This is a genomic window from Pandoraea terrigena (genome assembly GCF_902459705.1).
GTDB classification, from domain to species: Bacteria; Pseudomonadota; Gammaproteobacteria; order Burkholderiales; family Burkholderiaceae; genus Pandoraea; species Pandoraea terrigena.
The window spans coordinates 27,473-51,342 of the sequence record NZ_CABPRU010000018.1; the positions used below are offsets into that span (position 1 = coordinate 27,473).

Genomic DNA, 23,870 nt, shown 5'->3' on the forward strand with positions numbered 1-23,870 from the left:
GGAATCGGGTAGTCCGCGAAACCGGGTATTCGGGAAGCCGTCATCGGCGGCAGGTTGCGAGTGCGCCGATTATAAGGTCTGGCAGCCGTCCGGGGCGACCGGAACGCCCCCCGCGACGATGCGGGCACGTGCCAGTCCGGAACGGTAAAATGCCCGACGTTTCTGTCCATCACGAAAAGGCCGCACATGCCGTCTTCGCCCTCGTCCCCGATGTCCTCGTCGGTCGCCGCGCTCTCGAGGCTCGCGTCCTTGGCCCGGTTTCCGGCCTGGCGGATTGCCGGCCGTCGTCATGCGCTCGCTGCCGCCTTGTGTCTACTGAGCTTGCCGGTGCTCGCCGACGTGACGCTGCAACGCGGTCCGCCACCGCCGCGCTTCGAGGATCCCCACGCGGCGCCTCACGGACAATTCTGGGTGCCGGGCTACTGGCGGTGGACAGGTGGTCGCTACGACTGGGTCGACGGACACATGGAACCCAGGCGTCCGGGCATGCGCTACACGCCGCCGCACTGGGAGCAGACGGGCCGTCACGAATGGACGCTGCGCGACGGTGCGTGGGCGCCCACAGGTTGGGGGCCCGGCACGATTCACGAGATTCGCGCCCCTAAATGACGTCGGTGCCGCGGACGTCTTCAGTGCTCGCCAATAAAAATGCCCGCACAAGGCGGGCAAAAATCACTACAGGGGAAGTCACGCGATAAGAGTGGTGATCGGACGAAAGAGTTCCCGGCGTTGCGCGACTGGCAGGGGGGGGCTCGATGGACGTAAAATGGCGCTTTGTCGCTACAGCACCCCCTCTTGTCGGACGCAGCGCACGACGCCGGTGGAAGACATCAGCGCGGGGCGGGATTTTCAGGTGTCGAATGTCGGTAAAGCCGGTCGTGCGGAGTCGCCTGCTGTTGGCCGCGTGCCTGAGTGTCGGGGTTCCGGCGGGCGCGCACGCACAATCTTTGTTCTCGGATACCAATCCACCATGTTTCACTGAGCGCAACGCCATCTCCTATGGGTTGTGGGAGCGCGGTCTCGCGCCCCAGTATTTCGTGCCCCCGCCACCCCCACCCGCACCACCCGTGGCCACGGATCCCGACGCCGCCACGGATCCCATCGCATTGTTCGCAGGGGACGATCCGGATGCGGTCGCCGCTGCCGTCGATCGTGACGCTGCCAGGCGAGCTGCGCAGTCCGTGGCGAGTGACGCCGTCGCTGGCGCGGACCCGGCGGCCGAGGCTCCGCAGACCGCATCGGATGCGCAGGTGTCGAGCGCCGATCCGTCGCTGGCGGCGTCGGGTGCCGATGGCGTGGTGGGCGTGGATGACACGGCAAGCGCGCCGTTGGCGCAAGCGCCTGCGCCATCGCCGCCTCTCCCGGCAGCTGACTTTGCCGTCGCGCCGGAGCTGAGCGCTGACGGCACGGCCATTTCGGCCGTCGATCTGGATGCGGCGTCGGCCGCCTCGGCCGCGAGTCGCGAGCCGCCGCCCGCCCAGGACGTCGCACCGCCCAACGCCTTTCTCGCACGCGCCTCGTGCCTGCGCGGGCTGCCGCATCAGGAGAGTCGCGCGGATCGCAACATCCAGATGCTGATGCGCGGAGGGCTCGTGGTGCGAGACGAGACGTTGCCGTTCATTGCCACGCGCAGCCGCACGCCCGGCGAGGGCGCCGTGGGTCTCCAGGTGATCAACGAGCGGCCCTACCAGTTCAACGTCGGCATGAACAACAGCGGCATGGCCACCTCGGGCAAGATGCAGGGCACTGCGAACCTGTTGATGCGCGATCCGCTGGGCATGTACGGCAAGTTCAATACGACGCTGAGCCAGGATTTGCAGAATGCGCGTCGCGATGCGACGAACCGCGATCTGTCGGCCAATTACTCGTTGCCGATCGATGCCGATTGGACCGTCGGCATCACCGGCAAGAGCAACGCGGCGACGGACCAGACCGCCCCGGGCACCACGCAGACGCAGACACTGCAATGGCGTGTGCGGCGCGCGCTCGACTTCACGGCGAACGGCTCGACGGGCCTGGAATTGCGCTACAACCGGAGTCGCACGGAAGATCCGAACGCCGTTCACACCTACGACAGCTATGCCGAGGTGGGGCTGAGCCACACCCACAACTTCGGGGCGTCGAAGCTCGATGTGTCGCTGATGCAGCGGCTGAACGCGCCGTGGATGCCAACATCGAGCGGCCTGCCGGGCTGGTCGTATCGCTTCCAGTCGATCGACGCGAAGCTCACCGTGCCGTTTTGACGACATCCATCATGGTACTGAGCGATACCGTTCGCACGCGCGTCTTGCGAGGCGATTCGCGTAGGCAAAAAAAACCCGCCAGGTCGGCGGGTGAGGAAGCAGGCCTTCCACGGGGAAGTGAAAGCCCGGTCTCGCGAGGTGTTTGCGAGACCCGTGTAGTATCGTGACCCAACCGTCTGTTGGCTATGGGCTAAGTCCTAAAGTGCATGTCAGACGCTTTCCATTTCCGCTTCCCAACCTTTCTGACATACGCAGGGCGACAGATGACCGAACCGACCGACACCACACTGGCCAGTGCCACCCAGATCGCTGCCATGCAGACGTTGCGCGCCGCGCTGCTCGCCCAGCACAAGGTGCTGATCGCCAACGATCGTCTGCAATACGAAGCGGTCTTCGGACCGGTGCCGACCGGCCGCTTCGTGCAACTGCTTACCGAAGACGCCTGGTTTCGCTGGCTTGACCCGCTCTCGCGCCTGATCGTTGCCCTCGATGAATGGCTGGAGCAGACCCCGCCGCAGACGGACGCCGGCATCGCGCTGGCCGACGAAGCCGCCAAGCTGTTCCGTCATGCCGACGTCGAGTTCGGCGAGCGCTACCGCCTGGCTTTGCAGCAGGCCCCGGACGCGGTGCTCGGGCAGGGGCAGGTCGTGGCGGCGCTGCGCGGCGCACCGCAATCGCCGCCCGACGTGTCCGGGAAATCCGATGCGCCGGTTGCGAAGGAGCCCGACGCGTCGGCAAACGAGGGCGACGGCGCTTGAGCAGGGAGGGGGCAGACCGTCAAGCCGAAAATTTGTTCCGAGGTTGATCGTTTTTTGAGCAATGCTCTTGACAGCCTGTGTTCATGGGGCGTTCGAGAAGGTGAAAGCAGGTTATCCAGTGGGTTATCCACACAGGGTGTGGACAACTTGTCGATACCGCCCCGATGCCACGTTGCCTGCGCGTCGTCGACCGAGACAAACGCTCTCCGGTTTGGCCACGGCAACCGCGCGGCGAGGAAGGGGCGACGTGAAGCGACGATGGCGTAACCGCCTGGCCCTGTAGGAATCCTTCACGTTGGCCCTATGTCGATGGGGTAGTGGCTGCGACAATGGCGCTTTGCGTGCTGTCGGACGTGGGCGGCGTCAGTCGTCCTCCGACACCCGCCTGCCGCCACCCATCGACATGACAACCACGCCCATCGTGCTGTTGGTGCTGCTCTCTGCACTGATGCACGCCACCTGGAACGCCTTTCTCCACGCCAGTCCCGATCGCGTCTGGCAAGTTGGCATGATGGCGGTGCCGCAAGGGCTCGCCGCCGTGGCCGGCATCGTGTGGCTGCCCCTGCCGCCGGTACACGTCTGGCCGCTCATCCTCCTCTCTGCCGCCGCGCAGGTCGCATACACGGCGGCGCTCATCCGGGCCTACCGCGTCGGTGAGTTCGGGCAGATCTATCCCATTGCACGCGGTATTTCCCCGTTGCTGATCTCGGGCGCGGCGCTAGTGCTGGCGGGCGAGTGGCCGACTGGGATGGCGGCGTGGGGCATCGTGTGCATCTGCGCCGGCATTCTGACGCTCGCGTTGCGTGGTCGGCGGCTGTCGGGCGACAGCGTGCCTGCCGCATTGCTCACGGGGGTGTTCATCGCGGCGTACACGGTCATCGACGGCTTCGGCGTGCGATTGTCCAACGGCAACGGCTTCGGCTACCTCGCATGGGCCTATCTCTTCGCGAGCGTGCCGCTGGTGGGTGCCGTGGCGAAGTGGCGGGGCGGATGGCGAGGCATGTTCCTTGCCCCGCGCCGCCGCGTGGCGGAAGCGCTGGGGGCGGGCATCGTCGCGCAATGCGCCTATGGCATGGTGGTGTTTGCGCTGCAGTACCTGCCGATGGGCGTCGTGTCGGCGCTGCGCGAGTCGAGCGCCATTATCGCGATGCTGCTGGGCTGGATGTTCCTGCGGGAAAAGCTTACCGCCCGCCGCCTCGCGGCGTGCGGCCTCGTTGTCGGCGGGGCGGTACTCATCAAGCTGGGCGCGTAAGTGCGCGCTACATCGGCACCTGCGCGGCACCTGCGCGGCACCTAAGCGGCGCCAACGGCCATGCGTCGTACCTGCGTTGCGTTCAGCCGCGCGGCCAGAGTTCGGCGCGATGCGCCGTGATCGCGGCCACGACGATCTCGCGCATCCCATGGCCGTCGGTGGATTCGAGATGTTCGAGAATCGTCATGCGCATGCGCGGCGCCCAGAAGCGTCGCAGGTGGCCGGCAATGTTGTCGAGCGCCTCGCTGCGGTCGGGCATCGTCTCGAAGAAGTCCCCGATCTGATTGGCCATCTTGACCAGGTTGTCGGTGTCCATGATCTGTTGTGTCCCCTGAAATCGTTCTCTGTGTGTTGGCTGCCGTAGGTCGCGTGGCCAATCGCGCGTCCGCCGCACCGTCTGATGGCAATCGACGGCGAGGCTTGCCGGAGTCTCCGGCGATGGACGCGGATTGTCCGTCGCGGCGCGCCGCCTCGAAAGTCTCCGATGGCGCGGCGCGCATTGCTTCCGCTCTTCCTTTGCCGACTTAGCCCGCGCTCGCCTCGGTCGCGCCGCGAGCGTGTTCGAGGAAGGCCTCCTGCTGACGGTTGAAGTCCGAGTACTGACGCTGCCATTCCGACGGCTGGGCCACCGGTGTGATCTGCACCGCCGTCACCTTGTACTCGGGACAGTTGGTTGCCCAATCGGAGTTGTCCGTGGTGATGACGTTGGCACCCGACTCCGGGAAGTGGAACGTCGTGTAGACCACGCCGGGCTGCATGCGATCGCTCACGACGGCACGCAGCACGGTCTCGCCGGCGCGGCTCTGAATGCCGACCCAGTCGCCGTCCTTCACGCCGCGCTCTTCCGCATCGTGCGGATGAATCTCGAGCCGGTCCTCGTCATGCCAGTGGACGTTGTCCGTGCGGCGCGTCTGCGCACCGACGTTGTACTGCGACAGGATCCGCCCGGTGGTGAGGATAAGCGGGAAGCGGCGCGTGACCTTTTCATCCGTGGGCACGTACTGCGTGATGAGGAACTTGCCCTTGCCGCGCACGAATTCGTCGATGTGCATGACGGGCGTGCCGTCCGGCGCGGCTTCGTTGCAAGGCCACTGCACGCTGCCCATCCGGTCGAGTTTCTCGTAGCTCACGCCGGTAAAGGTCGGCGTGAGGCGTGCGATCTCGTCCATGATTTCCGACGGGTGCGAGTAGTGCATTTCGTAGCCCAGTCGCTTGGCCAGTTCAATCGTGACTTCCCAATCGGCGTAACCGGCGCGCGGCGGCATTACCTGGCGCACGCGCGAGATACGGCGCTCGGCGTTGGTGAACGTGCCGTCCTTCTCCAGGAACGACGAGCCCGGCAGCAGCACATGCGCATACTTCGCCGTTTCGTTCAGGAAGATGTCCTGCACGACGATGCACTCCATCTGTTCGAGGGCGTGGGTGACGTGCTGCGTATTCGGGTCGGACTGCACGATGTCCTCGCCCTGACAGTACAGGCCCATGAAGGTGCCTGAGATCGCGGCGTCGAACATGTTCGGAATACGCAGGCCCGGCTCGGACTGGATCTCGACGCCCCATTCGGCTTCGAACAGTGCACGGGCGCTCGAATCCGACACGTGACGATAGCCCGGCAGTTCATGCGGGAACGCGCCCATGTCGCACGAGCCCTGCACGTTGTTCTGGCCGCGCAGCGGGTTCACGCCCACGCCTTCACGGCCGATGTTGCCGGTGGCCATGGCGAGGTTGGCGATACCGATCACCGTCGTGGAGCCTTGCGCATGCTCGGTCACGCCCAGGCCGTAATAGATCGCTGCGTTGCCGCCCTTGGCATACAGGCGCGCGGCACCGCGCACGAGATGCGCCGGCACACCGGTGTGTGCTTCGGTCGCTTCGGGCGAGTTCTCGGCACGGGCGATGAAGTCGCGCCACTGCTGGAACGCGCGATCCTCGCAGCGCTCGGCGATGAACGCGTCGGCCATCAGCCCTTCGGTCACGATGACGTGCGCAAGCGCGTTGATCATCGCCACGTTCGTGCCCGGACGCAGTTGCAGGTGGTAGTCGGCCTTGATGTGCGGGCTGTTCACCAGGTCGATGCGGCGCGGGTCGATCACGATCAGCTTGGCGCCTTCGCGCAGTCGCCGCTTCATGCGCGAGCCGAACACCGGGTGTCCGTCGGTCGGGTTCGCGCCCATCACGAGAATCACGTCCGAGTGCTCGACTGACTTGAACGTCTGCGTGCCGGCCGATTCGCCGAGCGTCGCCTTCAGGCCGTAGCCGGTCGGCGAGTGGCACACGCGCGCGCAGGTGTCGACGTTGTTGTTGCCGAAAGCGGCGCGCACGAGCTTCTGGACCAGGTAGTCTTCTTCGTTCGTGCAGCGTGACGACACCAGCCCGCCGATCGAGTCGCGCCCGTACTTGGCCTGAATGCGCTTGAACTCCGACGCCGCATAGTCGAGTGCCTCGTCCCACGACACGTCCTGCCACGGATCGGTGATCTTCTTGCGAATCTTGGGCGTGAGAATGCGGTCCTTGTGCGTGGCGTAACCCCAGGCAAAGCGGCCCTTCACGCAGGCGTGGCCTTCGTTGGCCTGACCGTCCTTGTGCGGCACCATGCGCACGACTTCGTTACCCTTCATCTCCGCCTTGAACGAGCAGCCCACGCCGCAATAGGCGCAGGTGGTGATCTTGGCGTGCTCGGCCTGGCCGAGATGGATGACCGACTTTTCCTGCAGCGTCGCGGTCGGGCAGGCGGCCACGCAGGCGCCGCACGACACGCACTCGGAGTCCATGAACGCCTGATCCTGTCCCGCCGAGACGCGCGCTTCGAAGCCACGGCCCGAGATCGTCAGCGCGAACGTGCCCTGCGTTTCCTCGCAGGCGCGCACGCACCGGTTGCAGACGATGCACTTCGAGGCGTCGTAGGTAAAGTAGGGGTTCGACTCGTCCTTCTGGCTGTCGAAGTGATTGGCGCCATCGAAGCCGTAACGCACTTCGCGCAGGCCCGTCACACCGGCCATGTCCTGCAGTTCGCAGTCACCGTTGGCGGCGCAGGTCAGGCAGTCGAGCGGGTGATCGGAGATGTACAGCTCCATCACGCCCTTGCGCAGCTCCTGGAGCTTCGGCGATTGCGTGCGCACCTTCATGCCGGGTTCGACGGGGGTGGTGCACGACGCGGGGTAGCCGCGACGGCCTTCGATCTCGACGAGGCACAGACGGCACGAACCGAACGGCTCGAGCGAGTCGGTGGCGCACAGCTTGGGCACATTCACGCCGCCTTCGGAGGCCGCGCGCATGATCGAGGTGCCGGCCGGCACCGTGACCAGTTCGCCGTCGATCTCCAGCGTGACTTCCTGCGTCGATTCACGGCGCGGGGTGCCGTAATCCTTTTCAAACATCGGGTCCATCATGGTGGGCGATCTCCTAGGCGGCCTTGGTCGGCAGATTCGACGGTTCGGCCGCGCCGAAGTCTTCGGGGAAATGGTTCAGCGCAGACAGCACGGGGTAGGGCGTCATGCCGCCCATCGCGCACAGCGAGCCAGCGAGCATGGTGTCGCACAGATCGCGCAGCAGCTTGATCTGCTTGGGACGGTCGCGTCCGTCGATGATCTTGTCCATCACTTCGACGCCGCGCGTCGAACCGATACGGCACGGCGTGCACTTGCCGCACGACTCGATGGTGCAGAACTCCATCGCATAGCGGGCGAGCCTGGCCAGGTCGACGGTGTCGTCATGCGCCACGATGCCGCCGTGACCGAGCACTGCCCAGAGTGCGGCGAACGCTTCGTAGTCGAGCGGGGTATCCCATTGCGATTCGGGCAGATAGGAGCCAAGCGGGCCACCGACCTGTACCGCGCGCAGCGGGCGGCCTGTGATGGCGCCACCGCCGAACTCGTACAGGATGTCGCGCAACGTCACGCCGAAGGCCTTCTCGATGAGGCCGCCGTATTTGATGTTGCCCGCGAGCTGGATGGGCAGTGTGCCGCGCGAGCGACCCATGCCGAAGTTCTTGTAGAAGTCGGCGCCGCGATCCATGATGATGGGCACCGACGCCAGCGAGATCACGTTGTTGATGACCGTGGGCAGGCCGAAGAGACCTTCGATGGCGGGCAGCGGCGGCTTGGCACGTACCACGCCGCGTTTGCCTTCGAGACTTTCCAGCAACGCGGTTTCCTCGCCGCAGACGTAAGCGCCGGCCGCCTTGCGCACTTCGAGATGGAACGTCTTGCCGGTGCCCAGGATGTTCTCGCCCAGGTAGCCCGCCTGGCCAGCATTGGCGATGGCTTCGTTGAGGACATCAATGGAATGCGGATACTCGCTGCGCACGTAGATATAACCGCGCGTGGCGCCTACGGCGATGCCTGCAATCGTCATGCCCTCGACGAGCACGAGCGGATCGCCTTCCATCAGCATGCGATCGGCGAACGTGCCCGAGTCCCCTTCGTCGGCATTGCAGACGATGTACTTCTGGGCGGCCGACGTGCCGAGCACGGTCTTCCACTTGATGCCGGTCGGGAACGCCGCACCGCCGCGACCGCGCAGGCCGGATTCGGTGACTTGCGCGACGATGGCCGCACCGTCCATCGCGAGCGCGTTACGCAGGCCGCGATAGCCGTCATGCGCCACGTAGTCGTCAACGGACACGGGATCGGTGATGCCCACGCGGGCGAACGTCAACCGTTCCTGCTTCTTGAAATACGGGATCTCTTCGGTCAGTCCTAGCGCGAGCGGATGATCGCCGCCGGCGGTGACGTTGGCGTCGAACAGGCCCGGGACGTCGTCCGCATCGACCGGACCATAGGCGACGCGTCCCGCAGGGGTCGCGACTTCGAGTAACGGCTCGAGCCACAGCATGCCGCGCGTGCCGTTACGTACCAGCTCGATGTCGATGCCGCGCTGCGTGGCTTGCGCGATGATGGCGTCGGCGACGTCGTCGGCACCGAGTGCCAGCGCGGCGGAGTCACGCGGCAGATACAACCGCACCTTGCCGGGCGCAACGGGCAAGGTGGATGACTTGGCGGAAGTGGAGGATTGGCTCATGCGGCATCCTTGGCGCGAGCGACCAGACGGTCGAATTTCTCAGGGGTGACGCGCGCGTGCAACTTATCGTCGATCGTGATGGCAGGTGACGTCGCGCACTGGCCCAGGCAATACACCGGTTCGAGTGCGACATCGCCGTGATGACTGTGCATCGCGCAGCCCAGCACCCGTTCGGCATGGGCGACAAGTGCGTCGGCGCCCATGCTCTGGCACGCCTCGGCGCGACAGATCTGCACAACGTGGCGCGGCGGCGCGCTGGTGCGGAAGTGGTGGTAAAACGTGATCACGCCATGCACTTCGGCGCGAGACAGGTTGAGGGCGTTGGCGATGACGGGCACGGCGTCCGGGGGGACGTAGCCGAAAGCGTCCTGCACGTCATGGAGGATCGGCAGAAGCGGGCCTTCCTGAGCCGCATGGGCGTCCAGAATCGCGTGCACCGTGGCGATGGAAAAAGCCTCGCGCATGGCTGTTGTCTCCTGTTTGGCACTCCGTGGGGAACGGGGCACCTGAGGGTGTGAATTATCTGTTCTTGTCTTGCCCTGGGGCGAGAGGCCCAATGGTCACATCCGGCGACGCTGCTCGGGTCTAGCGATCAGCGCGGCGCCGGACGAGCGTGCGGCACATAGCCCCCACCATATGCCGCACGAGCTCGGCCTCTCGCCCGTGGCTTACTTCGTCAACCTTCGTCTTCAAAGCGGTACTGCGGTACATCGATATGTGAAACACGATATATGATATACGGTATACGTGCAATAGCTTTCCCCGGCTTTGGCAGGCTCGTTTACCCGAATTGGGTGCCGCGATTGAGTGCCCGAATCCGGGGGGGGGGCAATGGTCAGGGGCGATGCGGGCGCGGGGGTATGAACCGGACGCGGGAGGAGGGCGGGAGGGTGACAACGTGGGGCGAAAGAAAAAAGCCAGCGACATGTCGATGTCACTGGCTTCTTGGCAGATCGCGGCCGTTGCCGGACGCGCTTCAGCAGCGAACGCCGGTTACTCGAGGAAGTCGCAATGCTCTTCGACGAAGGCGGCCAGACCCAGCGTATGGTCGCGTGCGAGCTTCTCGGCGAGTTCCGTGTCGCGCTTCTCGAGGGCGGTGATGATCTTCAGGTGATCGACAATCGAGCGGGCGGCCCGGTCGTTCTGAGCGATCGTCACCTTGCGAATGGCGCGCACGTGAATGAACAGGTTCTTGATCGTATTGGCAATCGCTTGCGAGCCACCAAGATTGATCAGCGCCTGGTGGAAGTCGATGTTCGCGTCGGAATACTCTTCGATGTGATCCGTCGGTGGCGCGTTGACGAACTCGTCGAACAGATGACGCAGCCTGACGATGTCCTCGTCGGTCGCGTGCAACGTCGCCAGACGGGCGGACATCCCTTCGAGGGCCGCCCACATCTGGATCATCTCGACGATCTCGCGCTTGGTTTTGCGGATGATGAAGATGCCTCGACGTGGCACTGTGCGCAGAAAGCCTTCCTGCTCCAGTAAGGTCATGGCTTCGCGAATCGGTGTGCGCGAAACGCCAAGCACCTGGATGAGCTGACGCTCGTCCAGGCGAATTTCTTCCTTCTGGTTATAGATGTCGGCATCGGCGATGGCTTTTTTCAGCAGCGCATACGCCTGATTGCGAAAACTCGTGGTGGTGTCGATCGGCTCCAGCGCGAGCGGAGTCACGCGCGCCGGAGTTGGGGTGATCAGGGACATGCAATAGTCTCCTAGGTATTACGGCCCCTTCAGAGGCGCAATGCTTGCTGCCCCATGATGGTTGCCGGCTTTGTGGCGAGTTTACCCGATTCGTTTGCCTGCGTGGTTTCCGCCAGGTAGGCGAAACGGCCGTTCTTTTCGGCCTTCTCGAGCATCGAGGCCGGCAGGGCGACGAAGAGGTGAACCATCGCAACACCGGTGGCAAGGGCGGAAGCAAGGGCAAGCAAAGTCAGCGCAGCGACAAACATGGTGAGACTCCTGATAAATGTTGACGGTAGTGATGTGGGGGAGAACTTGCTTTGCATTGTATGGCGCGCTGCAACAAATCTCAAGATATACCACATACCAAATACCAAAATTTATCGTTTTTCGGGACGTCTTCCGCACCGCTGCGTTGGTTCACTGCCCGGATTTGTGTCTTGTTCCGATGGTCTTCAGTGGATCGATAATCGTGATGAGCCTCCTAGGTCGCCCGTCGGGCTTACGTTGGTGCGGATTTCGGGACGCCAGTGGCGTGCAAGACTTCAGGGAGAACCCGAGGTGTTCTCATCGGGGGGGCAAAAGCGAGTTATTGCGTTGCCGCGAAACCACATCGGCGATGGCGCGCTTCGGTGCGCCGGGTCATGGGCTGCCTGCGAAAAACCGGCCGCAACTGGCGATACGGCGGCAGCCGACGTGAACGATGGCCGGGCGGTATGGCAACGCGATGCCTTCAACCCGTTGCGTGCGCCGCATCTCTATATAGGGAATGCCGAACTTCGCGGGGCATCGTTGCAAGCCCCGCGAAGGGTGTTTCATGAAAACAACGTTTGCTGGCTCAGGCGGCTTTGGCCAAGCGCGCTTGCGCAGCCGCGACGGCATCGGGCTGCGTCATGAACTCGCGCTGCTGGATCAACGCCAGCACCACGTCGAGCGTTGGTGTCGGTACGTTGGCGAGGCGTCCCATCTCCTGCACCACGGAGACGAGCGGATCGATTTCCATTGCTCGGCCGCGCTCCAGATCCTGGAGCATCGACGTCTTGTGGGCACCGACGGCACCCGCACCGTTGATGCGGCGCTCCACGTCGACACGGAAATGCACGCCGAACTTGTCGCCGATCGCCTTGGCTTCGAGCATCATGGCGCGCGCAATGGCGCGCGTGCCCGGATCGCTGGCGATGATATCGAGCGTGCCGTGCGTGAGTGCCGAGATCGGGTTGAAGCAGAGGTTGCCCCAGAGCTTGAGCCAGATTTCGTCGCGGATGTTTTCGCGAATCGGTGCGTCGAGTCCGCCCGCGATCATCAACTGCGAGAGCTTCTCCACGCGCTCCGTGCGCTCGCCACTGGCTTCGCCCAGCGGGAACTTGTTGCCGTAGACGTGCTGGATCACGCCCGGCGCGACCACTTCGGTCGCCGGATAGACCACGCAGCCGATGGCCCGCTCGGGGCCGAGCTGACGCCACTGACGGCCGCCGGGGTCGATGCTCTCGAGCGTCGTGCCTTCGAGCGCGCCGCCGTGCTTATAGAAGTACCAGTAGGGGATGCCGTTCACCGCCGTGACGACCGCCGTATTCGGGCCGATCAACGGTTGCATCGCGTCGAGCACCGACGGCACCGAATGGGCCTTCAAGGCAATGATGACGTAATCCTGCGGACCGAGTTCACGCGGATCGTCCGTGCAACGCAACTGAGCGACGCGTTCCTCGCCATCGATCAGCAACTTGAGTCCGTGCTCGCGCATGGCGGCCAGATGCGGGCCACGCGCCACCAAACTGACATCGGCTCCGGCGTGCGCGAGTTGCACACCGAGATAGCCACCGATGGCACCGGCGCCATAGATGCAAATCTTCATGAAGTCTCTCCCTCCAATGGTGAATCGAAACCTGGGCCTGGTACTGGCCATTTATTTTTCTAATACCAAATGTTGTATATCGTATATCACAAGAACGATAGCGCCAAGCCTTCGCGGCGCAATTCCCGTCATGGTTTCCCCGCAGGGACTTGAAAAATCGCCGCCCGGATGTGTGAGCACTTCGGGCATGCGAGGTGGGGGCAGAAAACGCTCGGCACGTCCGTCAGGTGAATTATTACGGTGTATTACAAGAGAACTGTGAGATCGCCGAAAGTGACTTCTTGTGAGAAAAAGTATCGAAAATATCGCCTTGTGCTGGTTTTAAAAATTGCCAAGGAGGCCGATATAAAAAGGCTGTATGCCTTGTAGGACAAGCGTCTCGGATCAGGTTAACTCCTTAGTATTTTCGCATTGCGTTGTTGCGCCGCTCCGGCCTACAGTGGCGTTACTGTATCTAGCCGCCACTTAGAACAGTGCTTCGTGTGCCGTGAGGGTTTTCGCTGCAATGGACGAAAACGATTGCGGTACACGAAGCGGAAGACGAGGATCGCAATAAATTAGTGTTGACTTATATCTGATATATCGTATATTTCGTTCGGTATATTTACGGGAAATGCAATGGACCCCGTAAGCATCAGAGACAAGTCGACGAGGCGAAAACCTCGTAAAGCATACCCAGGGGGCACAGACCCCATCCGGAAGGTGTTGTTGTTGTGAAGCTGCCAAACAACTGGAAACCGATGGAGGAGGTGCAAGTGGAGACGACTAATCAACACGGTAAGCAATCCGTGTTCGCGAGCCCTTGGATTCAGCTCGTGTTCGGCGTGATTTGCATGGCGATGATCGCCAACTTGCAGTACGGGTGGACGCTGTTCGTGAACCCGATCGATGAGAAGTATCACTGGGGCCGTACAGCCATCCAGGTGGCGTTCACGATTTTTGTCGTGACGGAAACTTGGCTGGTGCCGATCGAAGGGTATCTGGTCGACAAGTTCGGCCCGCGCCCGGTGGTGGTCGGCGGCGGTCTGTTGTGCGGTGTCGCCTGGGTGCTGAACGCCCATGCGTCGTCGCTGCCGATGCTGTATTTCGCCGCAGCCGTGGGTGGGGTGGGCGCCGGTGCGGTGTATGGCACATGCGTGGGTAATGCGTTGAAGTGGTTCCCGGATCGCCGCGGTCTTGCTGCGGGCCTGACCGCCGCCGGTTTCGGCGCCGGTTCGGCCCTGACGGTGGTGCCGATCGCCAACATGATCAAGTCGAGCGGCTACGAAAACACCTTCCTGACCTTCGGTCTGGGCCAGGGGATCATCGTGCTGTTGCTTGGTCTGGCGCTCGCCAACCCGCCGGCGTCGATCGAGGCGCTCAGGAAGCTGGCCCCGGGTGCCATGCGCTACAACGCCAAGCCCACGGAAGTCATGCGCTCGCCGGTGTTCTGGATGATGTATCTGATGTTCGTGCTGATGGCCGCTGGCGGTCTGATGGCAACGGCACAGCTCGGTCCGATCGCCAAGGACTACGGTCTCGATCAGGCACCGGTGTCGATCCTCGGTCTGACGCTGCCGGCACTCACCTTCGCACTGGCCATCGACCGTGTGCTCAACGGGGTGACGCGTCCGGTGTTCGGCTGGATATCGGACAAGATCGGCCGCGAAAACACGATGTTCATCGCCTTCGCGATGGAAGCCGTGGGGATTTACGCCTTGGCCAAGTTCGGTCAGCACCCCGTGGCCTTCGTGATCCTGACCGGCCTGGTGTTCTTCGCCTGGGGGGAGATCTACAGCCTGTTCCCGGCGACCTGCGCCGACACGTATGGCTCGAAGTACGCCGCCACCAACGCGGGGATGCTCTACACCGCGAAGGGGACCGCCGCGTTGCTGGTGCCCTTCTCGAGCATCATCACCACGTCGACCGGCAGCTGGCAGGCCGTGTTCATGATCGCTTGCGCCATGAACGCCTTCGCCGCCTTCCTGGCCTTGTTCGTCCTCAAGCCGATGCGTGCCCGTCTGGCACAGCGTTACGCCAGTGACTACAAGGCGCAGGCCGGTGAGCCAGTCGTGCAGGCAGCCGATCTGTCGCGCAGCACCACGTAACACGAGGTGACGATGTGACCACGCAGCCAGGCTGGCTGTTGGGAAGTGATGTTTGACCGGCGTGCAATCCGTGCCCTTGCAGGGCCGATTGCACGACCGGGTGAGCAAGTAGCGAAGCAGTTTGGGAATACCCATTAATCGTCAGACAAGACGACGCAACACTGAAACCGGAAAAATTGGAGGAGAGAATTATGTCCATTGCGATGACCGTGCCAGTCGGCAAAGCGGAAAACGACACCGCGGGCAACACGCTCAATGACACCAGCCGACACGCGAACATCGTGTCCGAGGCAGAGACGACCGATGGCTTCCATCTGATCATCGATGCCCTGAAAGCGAACGACATCGACACCATCTTCGGTCTGGTGGGGATTCCCATCACCGATCTGGCGCGGCTTGCGCAAGCCGAAGGCATGCGTTTCATCGGCTTCCGCCATGAACAGCACGCCGGGCATGCGGCGGCCATCGCCGGCTACATGACGCAAAAGCCCGGCATTTGCCTGACTGTGTCGGCGCCGGGCTTCCTGAATGGGCTGACGGCACTCGCCAACGCGACCACCAACTGCTTCCCGATGATCCTGATCAGCGGCTCGAGCGAGCGTGAGATCGTCGACTTGCAGCAGGGCGACTACGAAGAGATGGACCAACTCAATGCGGCCAAGCCGTATTGCAAGGCCGCCTACCGCGTGCTGCACGCCGAAGACATCGGCGTTGGGCTGGCCCGCGCCATTCGCGCGGCCGTGTCGGGCCGCCCGGGCGGCGTCTATCTGGACCTGCCGGCCAAGCTGCTGGCGCAGACCATCGACGCACAGAAGGCGAAAAATTCGCTGATTCGCGTGATCGACGCCGCACCGCGTCAGATCCCGGCACCGGACGCCGTCCAGCGTGCACTCGACGTCATCAAGGGCGCCAAGCGTCCGCTGATCCTGCTCGGCAAGGGCGCTTCCTACGCGCAAGCCGACGCCGACATTCGCGCCTTGATCGAGAAGACTGGTATTCCGTATCTGCCGATGTCGATGGCCAAGGGTCTGCTGCCCGACACGCATGAGCAATCGGCCGCGGCCGCCCGCTCGTTCGTGTTGCAAGAGGCCGACGTGGTCGTCCTGATCGGCGCGCGCCTGAACTGGCTGCTCGCGCACGGCAAGGGCAAGACGTGGGGGGCCGCACCGAAGAAGTTCGTGCAGATCGACATCTCGCCGACGGAAATCGACAGCAACGTGGCCATCGCGGCACCGGTGATCGGTGACATCGGCTCGTGCGTGTCGGCCCTGCTCGCCGGCGTGGACGCCAACTTCGGCAAGCCGTCGACGGAATGGACCGGCGCCATCGCCGAGCGCAAGAGCAAGAACCTCGCGAAGATGGCGGCAACGCTGGCCCAGAACCCGTCGCCGATGAATTTCCACAGCGCACTCGGCGCGATTCGCGACGTGCTCAAGCAGCATCCCGACATCAACCTCGTCAACGAAGGCGCGAACACGCTCGACTACGCCCGCGCCATCATCGACCAGTACCAGCCGCGCAAGCGCTTCGACTCGGGTACCTGGGGCGTGATGGGCATTGGCATGGGCTTCGCCATCGGCGCGGCCGTCACCAGCGGTCAGCCGGTCGTGGCCATCGAGGGCGACAGCGCATTCGGCTTCAGCGGCATGGAGCTCGAAACCATCTGCCGTTATGAGCTGCCGGTCACCACCGTCATCTTCAACAACAACGGCGTGTATCGCGGCACCGACGTCAATCCGACGGGCGGCAAGGACGTGGCGCCGACGGTGTTCGTCAAGGGCGCACGTTACGACAAGATGATCGAGGCCTTCGGTGGCATCGGTTACAACGTCACCACGCCGGAAGCGCTGACGAAGGCGCTGCAGGAAGCCATCGCGGCAGGCAAGCCGGCGCTTATCAACGCCGTCATCGACGAAGCTGCGGGCACTGAGAGCGGCCGTCTGACGAACCTGAATCCGCAAAGCGCGGCGATGAAAAAGTAATTCGAGTCAATCAAGGAGACACGACATGAGCAAACCTCTCGAAGGCATCAAGATCATCGACTTCACGCACGTGCAAGCCGGCCCCGCATGTACGCAGTTGCTGGCCTGGTTTGGCGCCGACGTGATCAAGGTGGAACGCCCGGGTTCGGGCGACGTCACGCGTAACCAACTGCGCGACATCCCCGACGCCGATGCCTTGTACTTCACGATGCTCAACAGCAACAAGCGCTCGTTGACGCTGGATACGAAGACGCAGGAAGGCAAGGACGTTCTCGAAAAGCTGGTGCGTGAATCCGACGTGCTGGTGGAAAACTTCGGCCCGGGGGCGCTGGATCGCATGGGCTTCTCGTGGGAGCGTCTGAACGAACTCAACCCGAAGCTGATCATGGCCTCGGTGAAGGGCTTCTCGGACGGTCACCACTACGATGACCTGAAGGTGTACGAGAACGTGGCGCAGTGCGCAGGCGGCGCGGCCTCGACGACGGGCTTCTGGGACGGCCCTCCGACGGTGTCGGCCGCAGCGCTGGGCGACAGCAACACCGGCATGCACCTCGCGATCGGCATTCTGACGGCAATCATCGGCCGTGGCCAGACGGGCCGTGGCCAGAAGGTCGCCGTCTCGATGCAGGACTCGGTCATCAACCTGTGCCGCGTGAAGCTGCGCGACCAGCAACGCCTGGATCGTATCGGCTACCTCGAAGAGTATCCGCAGTACCCGCATGGCGAGTTCAGCGACGTGGTGCCGCGCGGCGGCAACGCGGGCGGTGGCGGTCAGCCGGGTTGGGTGCTCAAGTGCAAGGGCTGGGAGACGGACCCGAACGCGTACATCTACTTCACGATCCAGGGCCACGCCTGGGAGCCGATCTGCCGTGCGCTGGGCAAGCCGGAGTGGATCGAAGATCCGAACTACGCTACGCCGCAAGCCCGTCAACCGCACATCTTCGAAATCTTCGCGACCATCGAAGCCTGGCTGGCTGACAAGACGAAGTACGAAGCGGTGGACATCCTGCGCAAGTTCGATATCCCGTGCGCGCCGGTCCTGTCGATGAAGGAAATCGCGAACGATCCGTCGCTGCGTGCGTCGGGCACGATCGTGGAAGTGCCGCACAAGGAACGTGGTACGTACCTGACCGTCGGCAGCCCGATCAAGTTCTCGGGCCTGAAGCCGGAAATCACGGGTTCGCCGCTGCTGGGTGAGCACACCGACGAGATTCTGTCCGAACTGGGCTACAGCAAGGACCAGATCGCGAGCCTGCATTCGTCGCGTTCGGTTTAAGCTTCTGAAAGCCGGTCGGGTCAGGCTTGGCCCGGCTCGCCGCCAGTGCGCCCTTGCCGACACCGCCCTCGGGCGGTGACGGGGCATAGGGGGCACGGCAGGTGTTCATGGGTGCGGCGCCGTGTGGTGCCGACACCCATTTTTGATTTCGGGACCGTGTTGTCCTCTAATTGATGTACTTTATTGGCATGTTTGGTATCCCTGCCAGTCGCATTCCCTACAAGAGTATTGGAGACATCATGAGCGCATCCGTCGACGTCAATCAGTTGGTCCAGGTGGTGGGCGACGCTATCGTCGTGGCCGATCCGAACAACATCATCACGCTGTGGAACAGCGGCGCGCAGAAGATGTTCGGTTTCTCGGAAGCCGAGGCGCTCGGGCAACCGCTGGACATCATCATTCCCGACCGGTTGCGCGCGCGTCACAACGACGGCTATGCCAAGACGATGCAGACCGGGCAGACAAAGTACGGCAGCGACCTGCTCAAAGTCCCGGCCGCGCACAAGGACGGCCGATCCATGTCGATTGCGTTCACCGTAGCGCTGTTGCATGGGGCTGACGGCGAAGTCACCGGCATCGTTGCCGTGATTCGCGACGAGACGGCGCGCTTCCAGGAAGATCGTCAGTTGCGCAAGCGCGTGGCGGAACTCGAGGCGAAGGTGGCGGCCACGGCCGGCTGACGGCTGACGGCTGACGGCTCCATGGCGGGCGTCACGGCGCGACGCGCGAGTCGTTGCCGCTAACGTCCAAGCGCAAGACGCAGGAAGCACCGATGTGCGACGCCCCCCGACGGGTGGCGTCGCACATCGGTGCTTTTTGCATTTCAGCGTCCTGGGAGCACGCGCGGTCGGTGCGATGAGTATTTTGTATTCAATATATTCAATGAGTTTCGGATGACGCCTCTTTCCGAACCGCCGATTTTCATCCGCGTGACACATGCCTGTAAACCCGTAGCCCGGGACAACGGAAAATGCGATGTTGCGGTGCGGATTCCCTTTATTTATGGGGGTTCCAGTGATTTTCCACGGTTTTATGCTGCGCGACGGCAAATGCCATCGGCAACAAAAAGCCGTTGATAAAATATCGTGTATGAAATACTGTATATCACAGCAATCGATCGACGATGGCGATGGCGCCCGTAGAGGCGACAACCATCGGCGGATCAGGCGAGACCCGTGTTTCGTCGCGTCTCGCGCACCGATTACATAAACGCCGTCGCATCAGGAGGAGACCCACCATGTTCATCGTCGCCAGCATCCGGCGCGAAGCCCGCCCAGCGCGTGGTACGCACACACAGCAGGTCACGGCGCGTGCCGTGCGCCATGCGCAAGTTCAACTGTCGGTGTCTGCCGCGGGCGCGATTGCCCGGGCCACTTGCTGAGCGGAGACGACCATGGGCAAGGCACTTGAAGGTGTGCGCATTCTCGACTTCACGCACGTGCAGTCCGGACCCACTTGCACGCAGTTGCTCGCCTGGTTCGGCGCGGACGTGATCAAGATCGAGCGTGCGGGGCATGGTGACGTGACGCGCGATCAACTGCGCGACATCCCCGACGCGGACAGCCTTTACTTCACGATGCTCAACAGCAACAAGCGGTCGATCACGCTCGACACGAAGCACCCGGAAGGCAAGGCAGTGCTCGAGCACATGATCCGCGACTGCGACGTGCTCGTGGAGAACTTCGCGCCCGGCGCTCTCGATCGCATGGGCTTCACGTGGGAGCACATCCACGCGTTGAACCCGCGCATGATCGTGGCCTCGGTCAAGGGGTTCGGTCCGGGGCCGTACCAGGACTGCAAGGTCTACGAGAACGTGGCGCAGTGCGTGGGCGGTGCGGCATCGACGACCGGTTTCGACGATGGCCCGCCGATGGTCACGGGGGCGCAGATCGGCGACTCCGGCACGGGGCTGCATCTGGCGCTGGGCATCGTCACGGCGCTGTATCAGCGCACCATGACCGGGCAGGGGCAGCGCGTGCTCGCCGCCATGCAGGACGGCGTGCTGAACCTGTGCCGCGTGAAGCTGCGTGATCAGCAGCGCCTGGAGCGCGCGCGCGTGATGGAAGAGTATCCGCAGTTCCCGAACGGTGAGTTCGGCGATGCGGTGCCGCGTGCCGGCAACGCGTCGGGCGGCGGTCAACCGGGCTGGATTCTCAAGTGCCGTGGCTGGGAGACCGATCCGAACGCGTACATCTACTTCATCGCACAGGCGCCCGTATGGGGGTCGATCTGCAAGGTGATCGGCAAGCCCGAGTGGGTCGAGCATCCCGACTACGCCACGCCGCGCGCCCGTCTGCCGCGCCTGCGCGAGATCTTCGACACGGTCGAGCAATGGACCATGACCCAGACGAAGTTCGAGGTCATGGCGATCCTCAACGAGTACGACATTCCGTGCGGCCCGATTCTGTCGATGAAGGAAATTGCCGAGGACATGTCGTTGCGCGAGACAGGGACCATCGTCGAAGTCGATCACCCGAAGCGCGGCAAATACCTCACCGTCGGCAATCCGATCAAGCTCTCGGCCAGCCCCACGCACGTGGAGCGCTCGCCGCTGCTGGGCGAACACACCGACGATGTGCTCTCGGAATTCGGCTACAGCGCGCAGCAGATCGCGGCATTGCGCGAAGTCGGCGCGGTGTAGGCGGCGCAGGGCAAGCCGCCCCACATGGGCGCAAGTCGTCTGCACGAGGCAGATGGGAATGACGTCAAGACATCGCGTCCGGCGCGCACACGGCGAACCTTGCCGTGGCGCCGGGCGGTTACAGATAAGGCATACGTATGAAGCTCTGGACCCGTTTCAAGACCGCCCATGGCCGCATCGGCTTTGGCCTGCTGCAGGGCGATCACATCCTCGAACACCGCGGCGATCTCTACGATCAGCCGATCGCCACGGGCGCGACGATCGCGCGCGCCGCCGTCGATCTGTTGTGCCCGTGCGAGCCCTCGAAGATCGTGGCGCTGTGGAACAACTTTCACGCGCTCGGCGCGAAGCTCGGCAAGGCCGCGCCGTCGCATCCGCTCTTTCTCATCAAGCCGGCCACGTCGCTGAACGGACCCGGTGCGGTGATCCAACGTCCCGCTTCGTATGCGGGCAAGATCGTGTTCGAGGGCGAGCTGGGCATCGTGATCGGCAAGCGCGCGAGCCACGTGAGCGAGGAAGCGGCGCGCGATTACATCCTCGGCTACACCTTGGTCAACGACGTGACCGCCGCTGAAATCATCGAGCAGGACGGCAACTTCGCGCAGTGGACGCGGGCCAAGGGCTTCGACACGTTCGGCTGTCTCGGCCCCGTCATCGCGCAGGACTTCGACTGGCGCGAGGCGGAGCTGGTCACGCGGCTTGACGGCACGGAGCGTCAGCGCTACCCACTCGCCGACATGATCTTCAACCCGTGGCAACTCGTCGCGCGTATCTCGCAGGACATGACCCTGATGCCGGGCGACGTGATCGCGGTGGGCACGTCGATCGGCGTCGGCTCGATGAAAGAGGGCGCGCTGGTGGAAGTGAGCATCGACGGACTGGGGACGTTGGCCAACCGCATGGGCGGCTAAGGGAGCAACCGATTTCACGGTGGTCGGCCGGGGTGGCAAAGGCCTGAGTCGATCGCCCTTTTTCATTCGGCAGATCAGGGATCTGTCCGGCGCCCGGTGGCGTGATCGCCGCCGGGCGCTGCGGGCGGCGGCACGGGACTCTTGTAAGCCATCATGCCGTCGATCAGCGTCGCGCCTTCGGCCAACAGGAACTCGCGGAAGGCGAGCGCGACCGGTGGCAGCCGCTTGCTGCGGCGATGCACGACGTACCAGCTTTGCCACGCCGGAAAACCCTGTACGTCGAGCACCGTCAACTGACCGGTCTGAAGCTCCATGCCAACGGTATGGGCCGACAGGAAGCTGATGCCCATGCCCGCCATGACGGCTTGCTTGATGGTTTCCGTGCTGGCGATCTCCATCGTGATCTTCAGTCGCTGCGTGCGTTGACCGAAGGCGTCCTGCAGGGAATTCCAGGTGTCGGATCCGCGCTCGCGGCTGATGAACGGTTCTTCCGTCAGGCGCGAGAAGGGAATCTGGCGCTGGCTGGTCAGCGGATGATCGGGCGGCGCCACGATGACGTAAGGGTGGGGCGCGAAGGCTTCGTTGATCGTATCGATCTCCGGCGGCGGACGCACCATCACGGCCAGGTCGGTGAGGTTTTCGGTGAGTTGATGCAGGAGTTCCTCGCGGTTATGGACCGTGAGATTGAGCGTCACGCCAGGATGACGCGCGGTGAAGGCCGCGAGCAGCCTGGGGAAGAAGTAGTCCCCCGCGCTGATGACCGCCACGTTGAGCTTGCCGCCCGTGATGCCCTTGAGGTGATCCATCGCCTCTTCGGTCTCGCGAAAGAGCGCAATGATCGCGCGGCTGTAATGGAGCATTTCGGCGCCCGCCGGCGTGAGGAAGACCTTCTTGCCCAACTGTTCGAAGAGCGGAAGGCCGACGTGACTCTCGAGCTGCTTGACCTGTGTCGAGACGGCGGGTTGCGTGAGGTGAAGTTCTTCGGCAGCGCGCGAAAAGCTCAAATGGCGCGCCACGGCTTCGAAGACCTTGAGTTGGCGGAGCGTGGCGTGTTTCATGCGGCGGGCATCCAGGCGTCAGGGGGGGCGGCGGAAGGATTTCCGCGCGCGAAGCGTTGCCAGGGAAGTATAAGTAATCGTTGATGGTTTGCATAATTAACTTTAACTGTCTTTTATGGTTCGGGCTGCGTAATCTGCAATGGCAGCCCGCATGAAAGTGGTGTGACAGCAAAGGGTCGGTGACCTGTCATCCCAGGCCAGAGCGGGTCAGCGTGTTCTGGAGACGATCACTGTTTTGGGAGAGCGCCATCATGTCTGTCATCGAATCGCAAATCAAACCCGCCGCCCTGGCACCGGTTGCCAACGCCCATCTGCATGCGTTCAACAACGCATTCGTCGAACTGGGTCTGGACTGGTATTGGGATCACCCCACCTATGCCCGGTTGCTGCACGCGACCGGGAACCAAGATTTGCCGCTGGCGTATCTCGAAGGCGCTTCGGCGCAGGCGTTGCGCATGGCCGAGCTGTTGCTGATCGGGGCCTATCTCGACGGACACCAGCCGCATCTGCTGCGCGCCTACGAGCCGGAATTCCTGTGCGACCTGATTCATTGCACCAAGGTGCGTTGCTTCGAAGCGGCCAATGAAGGCCGTTCGATGCAGGCGCCGCGAGCCGCTGCGGCCTGAGTTTCACAACACGACAGGGGCTCAGACCCCGAGACAATAACTATGCATATTGGCATTCCAAAGGAGACGGCCGCCGGCGAATCCCGCGTCGCGGCCACACCGGAAACGGTGAAGAAGCTGGTGGGCGCAGGGCATCGCGTCACCGTGGAGCGAGGGGCCGGTGAGGCGGCGAGCGTACTCGATGCGGCGTATGTCGCGGCGGGCGCGTCGAGCGTTAGCGCGGCCGAAGCCCTCGGTGCCGAACTGGTGCTCAAGGTGCGTGCGCCATCGATCGCGGAAATCGCCTTGATTCCGCGCGGCAGTGTCGTCGTTGGCATGCTCAACCCGTTCGATGCCGAGAATAATGCGCGCATGGCGGCGGCCGGCGTCATCGGCTTCGCGCTGGAAGCGGCGCCGCGCACGACGCGCGCGCAAAGCATGGACGTGCTCTCCTCGCAGGCCAACATCGCCGGCTACAAGGCCGTGATGCTGGCCGCCAA

General features: G+C 63.4%; 21 protein-coding genes. 13 read left to right on the forward strand and 8 right to left on the reverse strand.

The window, feature by feature from the left end:
* Positions 1–186: 186 nt before the first annotated feature.
* The 4 genes from PTE31013_RS23785 to PTE31013_RS23800 all read left to right on the forward strand — a co-directional run bounded on the left by PTE31013_RS23785 (position 187) and on the right by PTE31013_RS23800 (position 4,253).
* The gene (locus PTE31013_RS23785) at positions 187–609 is read left to right on the forward strand and encodes a hypothetical protein (protein ID WP_246174898.1); all 423 of its coding nucleotides are present in this window, start codon (positions 187–189) and stop codon (positions 607–609) included.
* Positions 610–1,067: 458 nt separating this feature from the next.
* Positions 1,068–2,243 carry a ShlB/FhaC/HecB family hemolysin secretion/activation protein gene (locus PTE31013_RS23790; RefSeq protein ID WP_150615115.1) on the forward strand — a complete coding sequence of 392 codons (1,176 nt, stop codon included), beginning with the start codon at positions 1,068–1,070 and terminating at the stop codon, positions 2,241–2,243.
* 263 nt (positions 2,244–2,506) lie between these two features.
* Positions 2,507–3,001 (forward strand): hypothetical protein, encoded by a 495-nt coding sequence (locus PTE31013_RS23795; protein WP_150615116.1) that lies wholly within the window; start codon positions 2,507–2,509, stop codon positions 2,999–3,001.
* 403 nt (positions 3,002–3,404) lie between these two features.
* Positions 3,405–4,253 (forward strand): EamA family transporter, encoded by an 849-nt coding sequence (locus PTE31013_RS23800; protein WP_150615117.1) that lies wholly within the window; start codon positions 3,405–3,407, stop codon positions 4,251–4,253.
* 82 nt (positions 4,254–4,335) lie between these two features.
* Here PTE31013_RS23800 and PTE31013_RS23805 read toward each other — a convergent pair whose 3' ends face one another.
* The 7 genes from PTE31013_RS23805 to PTE31013_RS23835 form a co-directional block, all read right to left on the reverse strand.
* Entirely contained in the window at positions 4,336–4,569 is a 234-nt protein-coding gene (locus tag PTE31013_RS23805) for a formate dehydrogenase subunit delta (protein ID WP_130025382.1), read from the reverse strand.
* 208 nt (positions 4,570–4,777) lie between these two features.
* The gene (gene fdhF, locus PTE31013_RS23810) at positions 4,778–7,642 is read right to left on the reverse strand and encodes a formate dehydrogenase subunit alpha (RefSeq protein WP_150615118.1); all 2,865 of its coding nucleotides are present in this window, start codon (positions 7,640–7,642) and stop codon (positions 4,778–4,780) included.
* Positions 7,643–7,655: 13 nt separating this feature from the next.
* Entirely contained in the window at positions 7,656–9,272 is a 1,617-nt protein-coding gene (locus PTE31013_RS23815; protein WP_150615119.1) for a formate dehydrogenase beta subunit, read from the reverse strand.
* Positions 9,269–9,736, reverse strand: coding sequence for a formate dehydrogenase subunit gamma (locus tag PTE31013_RS23820; protein ID WP_150615120.1), 468 nt, complete (start codon positions 9,734–9,736; stop codon positions 9,269–9,271). The genes PTE31013_RS23815 and PTE31013_RS23820 overlap by 4 nt, the downstream gene beginning before the upstream one ends.
* Positions 9,737–10,265: 529 nt before the next feature.
* On the reverse strand, positions 10,266–10,979 hold the full coding sequence (locus PTE31013_RS23825) for a GntR family transcriptional regulator (protein WP_017231700.1): 714 nt from the start codon (positions 10,977–10,979) through the stop codon (positions 10,266–10,268).
* 29 nt (positions 10,980–11,008) lie between these two features.
* Positions 11,009–11,227, reverse strand: coding sequence for a hypothetical protein (locus PTE31013_RS23830; RefSeq protein ID WP_150615121.1), 219 nt, complete (start codon positions 11,225–11,227; stop codon positions 11,009–11,011).
* 569 nt (positions 11,228–11,796) lie between these two features.
* On the reverse strand, positions 11,797–12,810 hold the full coding sequence (locus PTE31013_RS23835; protein WP_150615122.1) for a 2-dehydropantoate 2-reductase: 1,014 nt from the start codon (positions 12,808–12,810) through the stop codon (positions 11,797–11,799).
* A 740-nt stretch (positions 12,811–13,550) separates the two neighbouring features.
* Here PTE31013_RS23835 and oxlT point away from each other — a divergent pair.
* From oxlT to PTE31013_RS23865, 7 genes are all read left to right on the forward strand, one after another.
* A complete protein-coding gene (gene oxlT, locus PTE31013_RS23840) occupies positions 13,551–14,897 on the forward strand; it encodes an oxalate/formate MFS antiporter (RefSeq protein WP_150615133.1) in 1,347 nt (448 codons plus the stop codon).
* A gap of 191 nt (positions 14,898–15,088) precedes the next feature.
* Positions 15,089–16,879, forward strand: a complete 1,791-nt coding sequence (oxc, locus tag PTE31013_RS23845) for an oxalyl-CoA decarboxylase (protein ID WP_246174899.1) — start codon at positions 15,089–15,091, stop codon at positions 16,877–16,879.
* A gap of 25 nt (positions 16,880–16,904) precedes the next feature.
* Positions 16,905–18,155 carry a formyl-CoA transferase gene (gene frc / locus PTE31013_RS23850; RefSeq protein WP_150615123.1) on the forward strand — a complete coding sequence of 417 codons (1,251 nt, stop codon included), beginning with the start codon at positions 16,905–16,907 and terminating at the stop codon, positions 18,153–18,155.
* Positions 18,156–18,394: 239 nt separating this feature from the next.
* Positions 18,395–18,835, forward strand: a complete 441-nt coding sequence (locus PTE31013_RS23855) for a PAS domain-containing protein (protein ID WP_150615124.1) — start codon at positions 18,395–18,397, stop codon at positions 18,833–18,835.
* 557 nt (positions 18,836–19,392) lie between these two features.
* On the forward strand, positions 19,393–19,536 hold the full coding sequence (locus PTE31013_RS24980; protein ID WP_174978708.1) for a hypothetical protein: 144 nt from the start codon (positions 19,393–19,395) through the stop codon (positions 19,534–19,536).
* Between the two features lie 12 nt (positions 19,537–19,548).
* Positions 19,549–20,796 (forward strand): formyl-CoA transferase, encoded by a 1,248-nt coding sequence (frc, locus tag PTE31013_RS23860; protein WP_150615125.1) that lies wholly within the window; start codon positions 19,549–19,551, stop codon positions 20,794–20,796.
* A gap of 137 nt (positions 20,797–20,933) precedes the next feature.
* Positions 20,934–21,707 carry a fumarylacetoacetate hydrolase family protein gene (locus PTE31013_RS23865; protein WP_150615126.1) on the forward strand — a complete coding sequence of 258 codons (774 nt, stop codon included), beginning with the start codon at positions 20,934–20,936 and terminating at the stop codon, positions 21,705–21,707.
* Between the two features lie 74 nt (positions 21,708–21,781).
* Here PTE31013_RS23865 and PTE31013_RS23870 read toward each other — a convergent pair whose 3' ends face one another.
* Entirely contained in the window at positions 21,782–22,765 is a 984-nt protein-coding gene (locus PTE31013_RS23870; protein ID WP_150615127.1) for a LysR family transcriptional regulator, read from the reverse strand.
* Between the two features lie 251 nt (positions 22,766–23,016).
* On the opposite strand from PTE31013_RS23870, the gene PTE31013_RS23875 reads away from it, so the two are divergent.
* Both PTE31013_RS23875 and PTE31013_RS23880 read left to right on the forward strand, forming a co-directional pair.
* On the forward strand, positions 23,017–23,391 hold the full coding sequence (locus PTE31013_RS23875; RefSeq protein WP_150615128.1) for an HAD family hydrolase: 375 nt from the start codon (positions 23,017–23,019) through the stop codon (positions 23,389–23,391).
* 42 nt (positions 23,392–23,433) lie between these two features.
* On the forward strand, positions 23,434–23,870 hold a 437-nt coding region (locus tag PTE31013_RS23880), incomplete at its 3' end, for a Rossmann-fold NAD(P)-binding domain-containing protein (protein ID WP_484555857.1).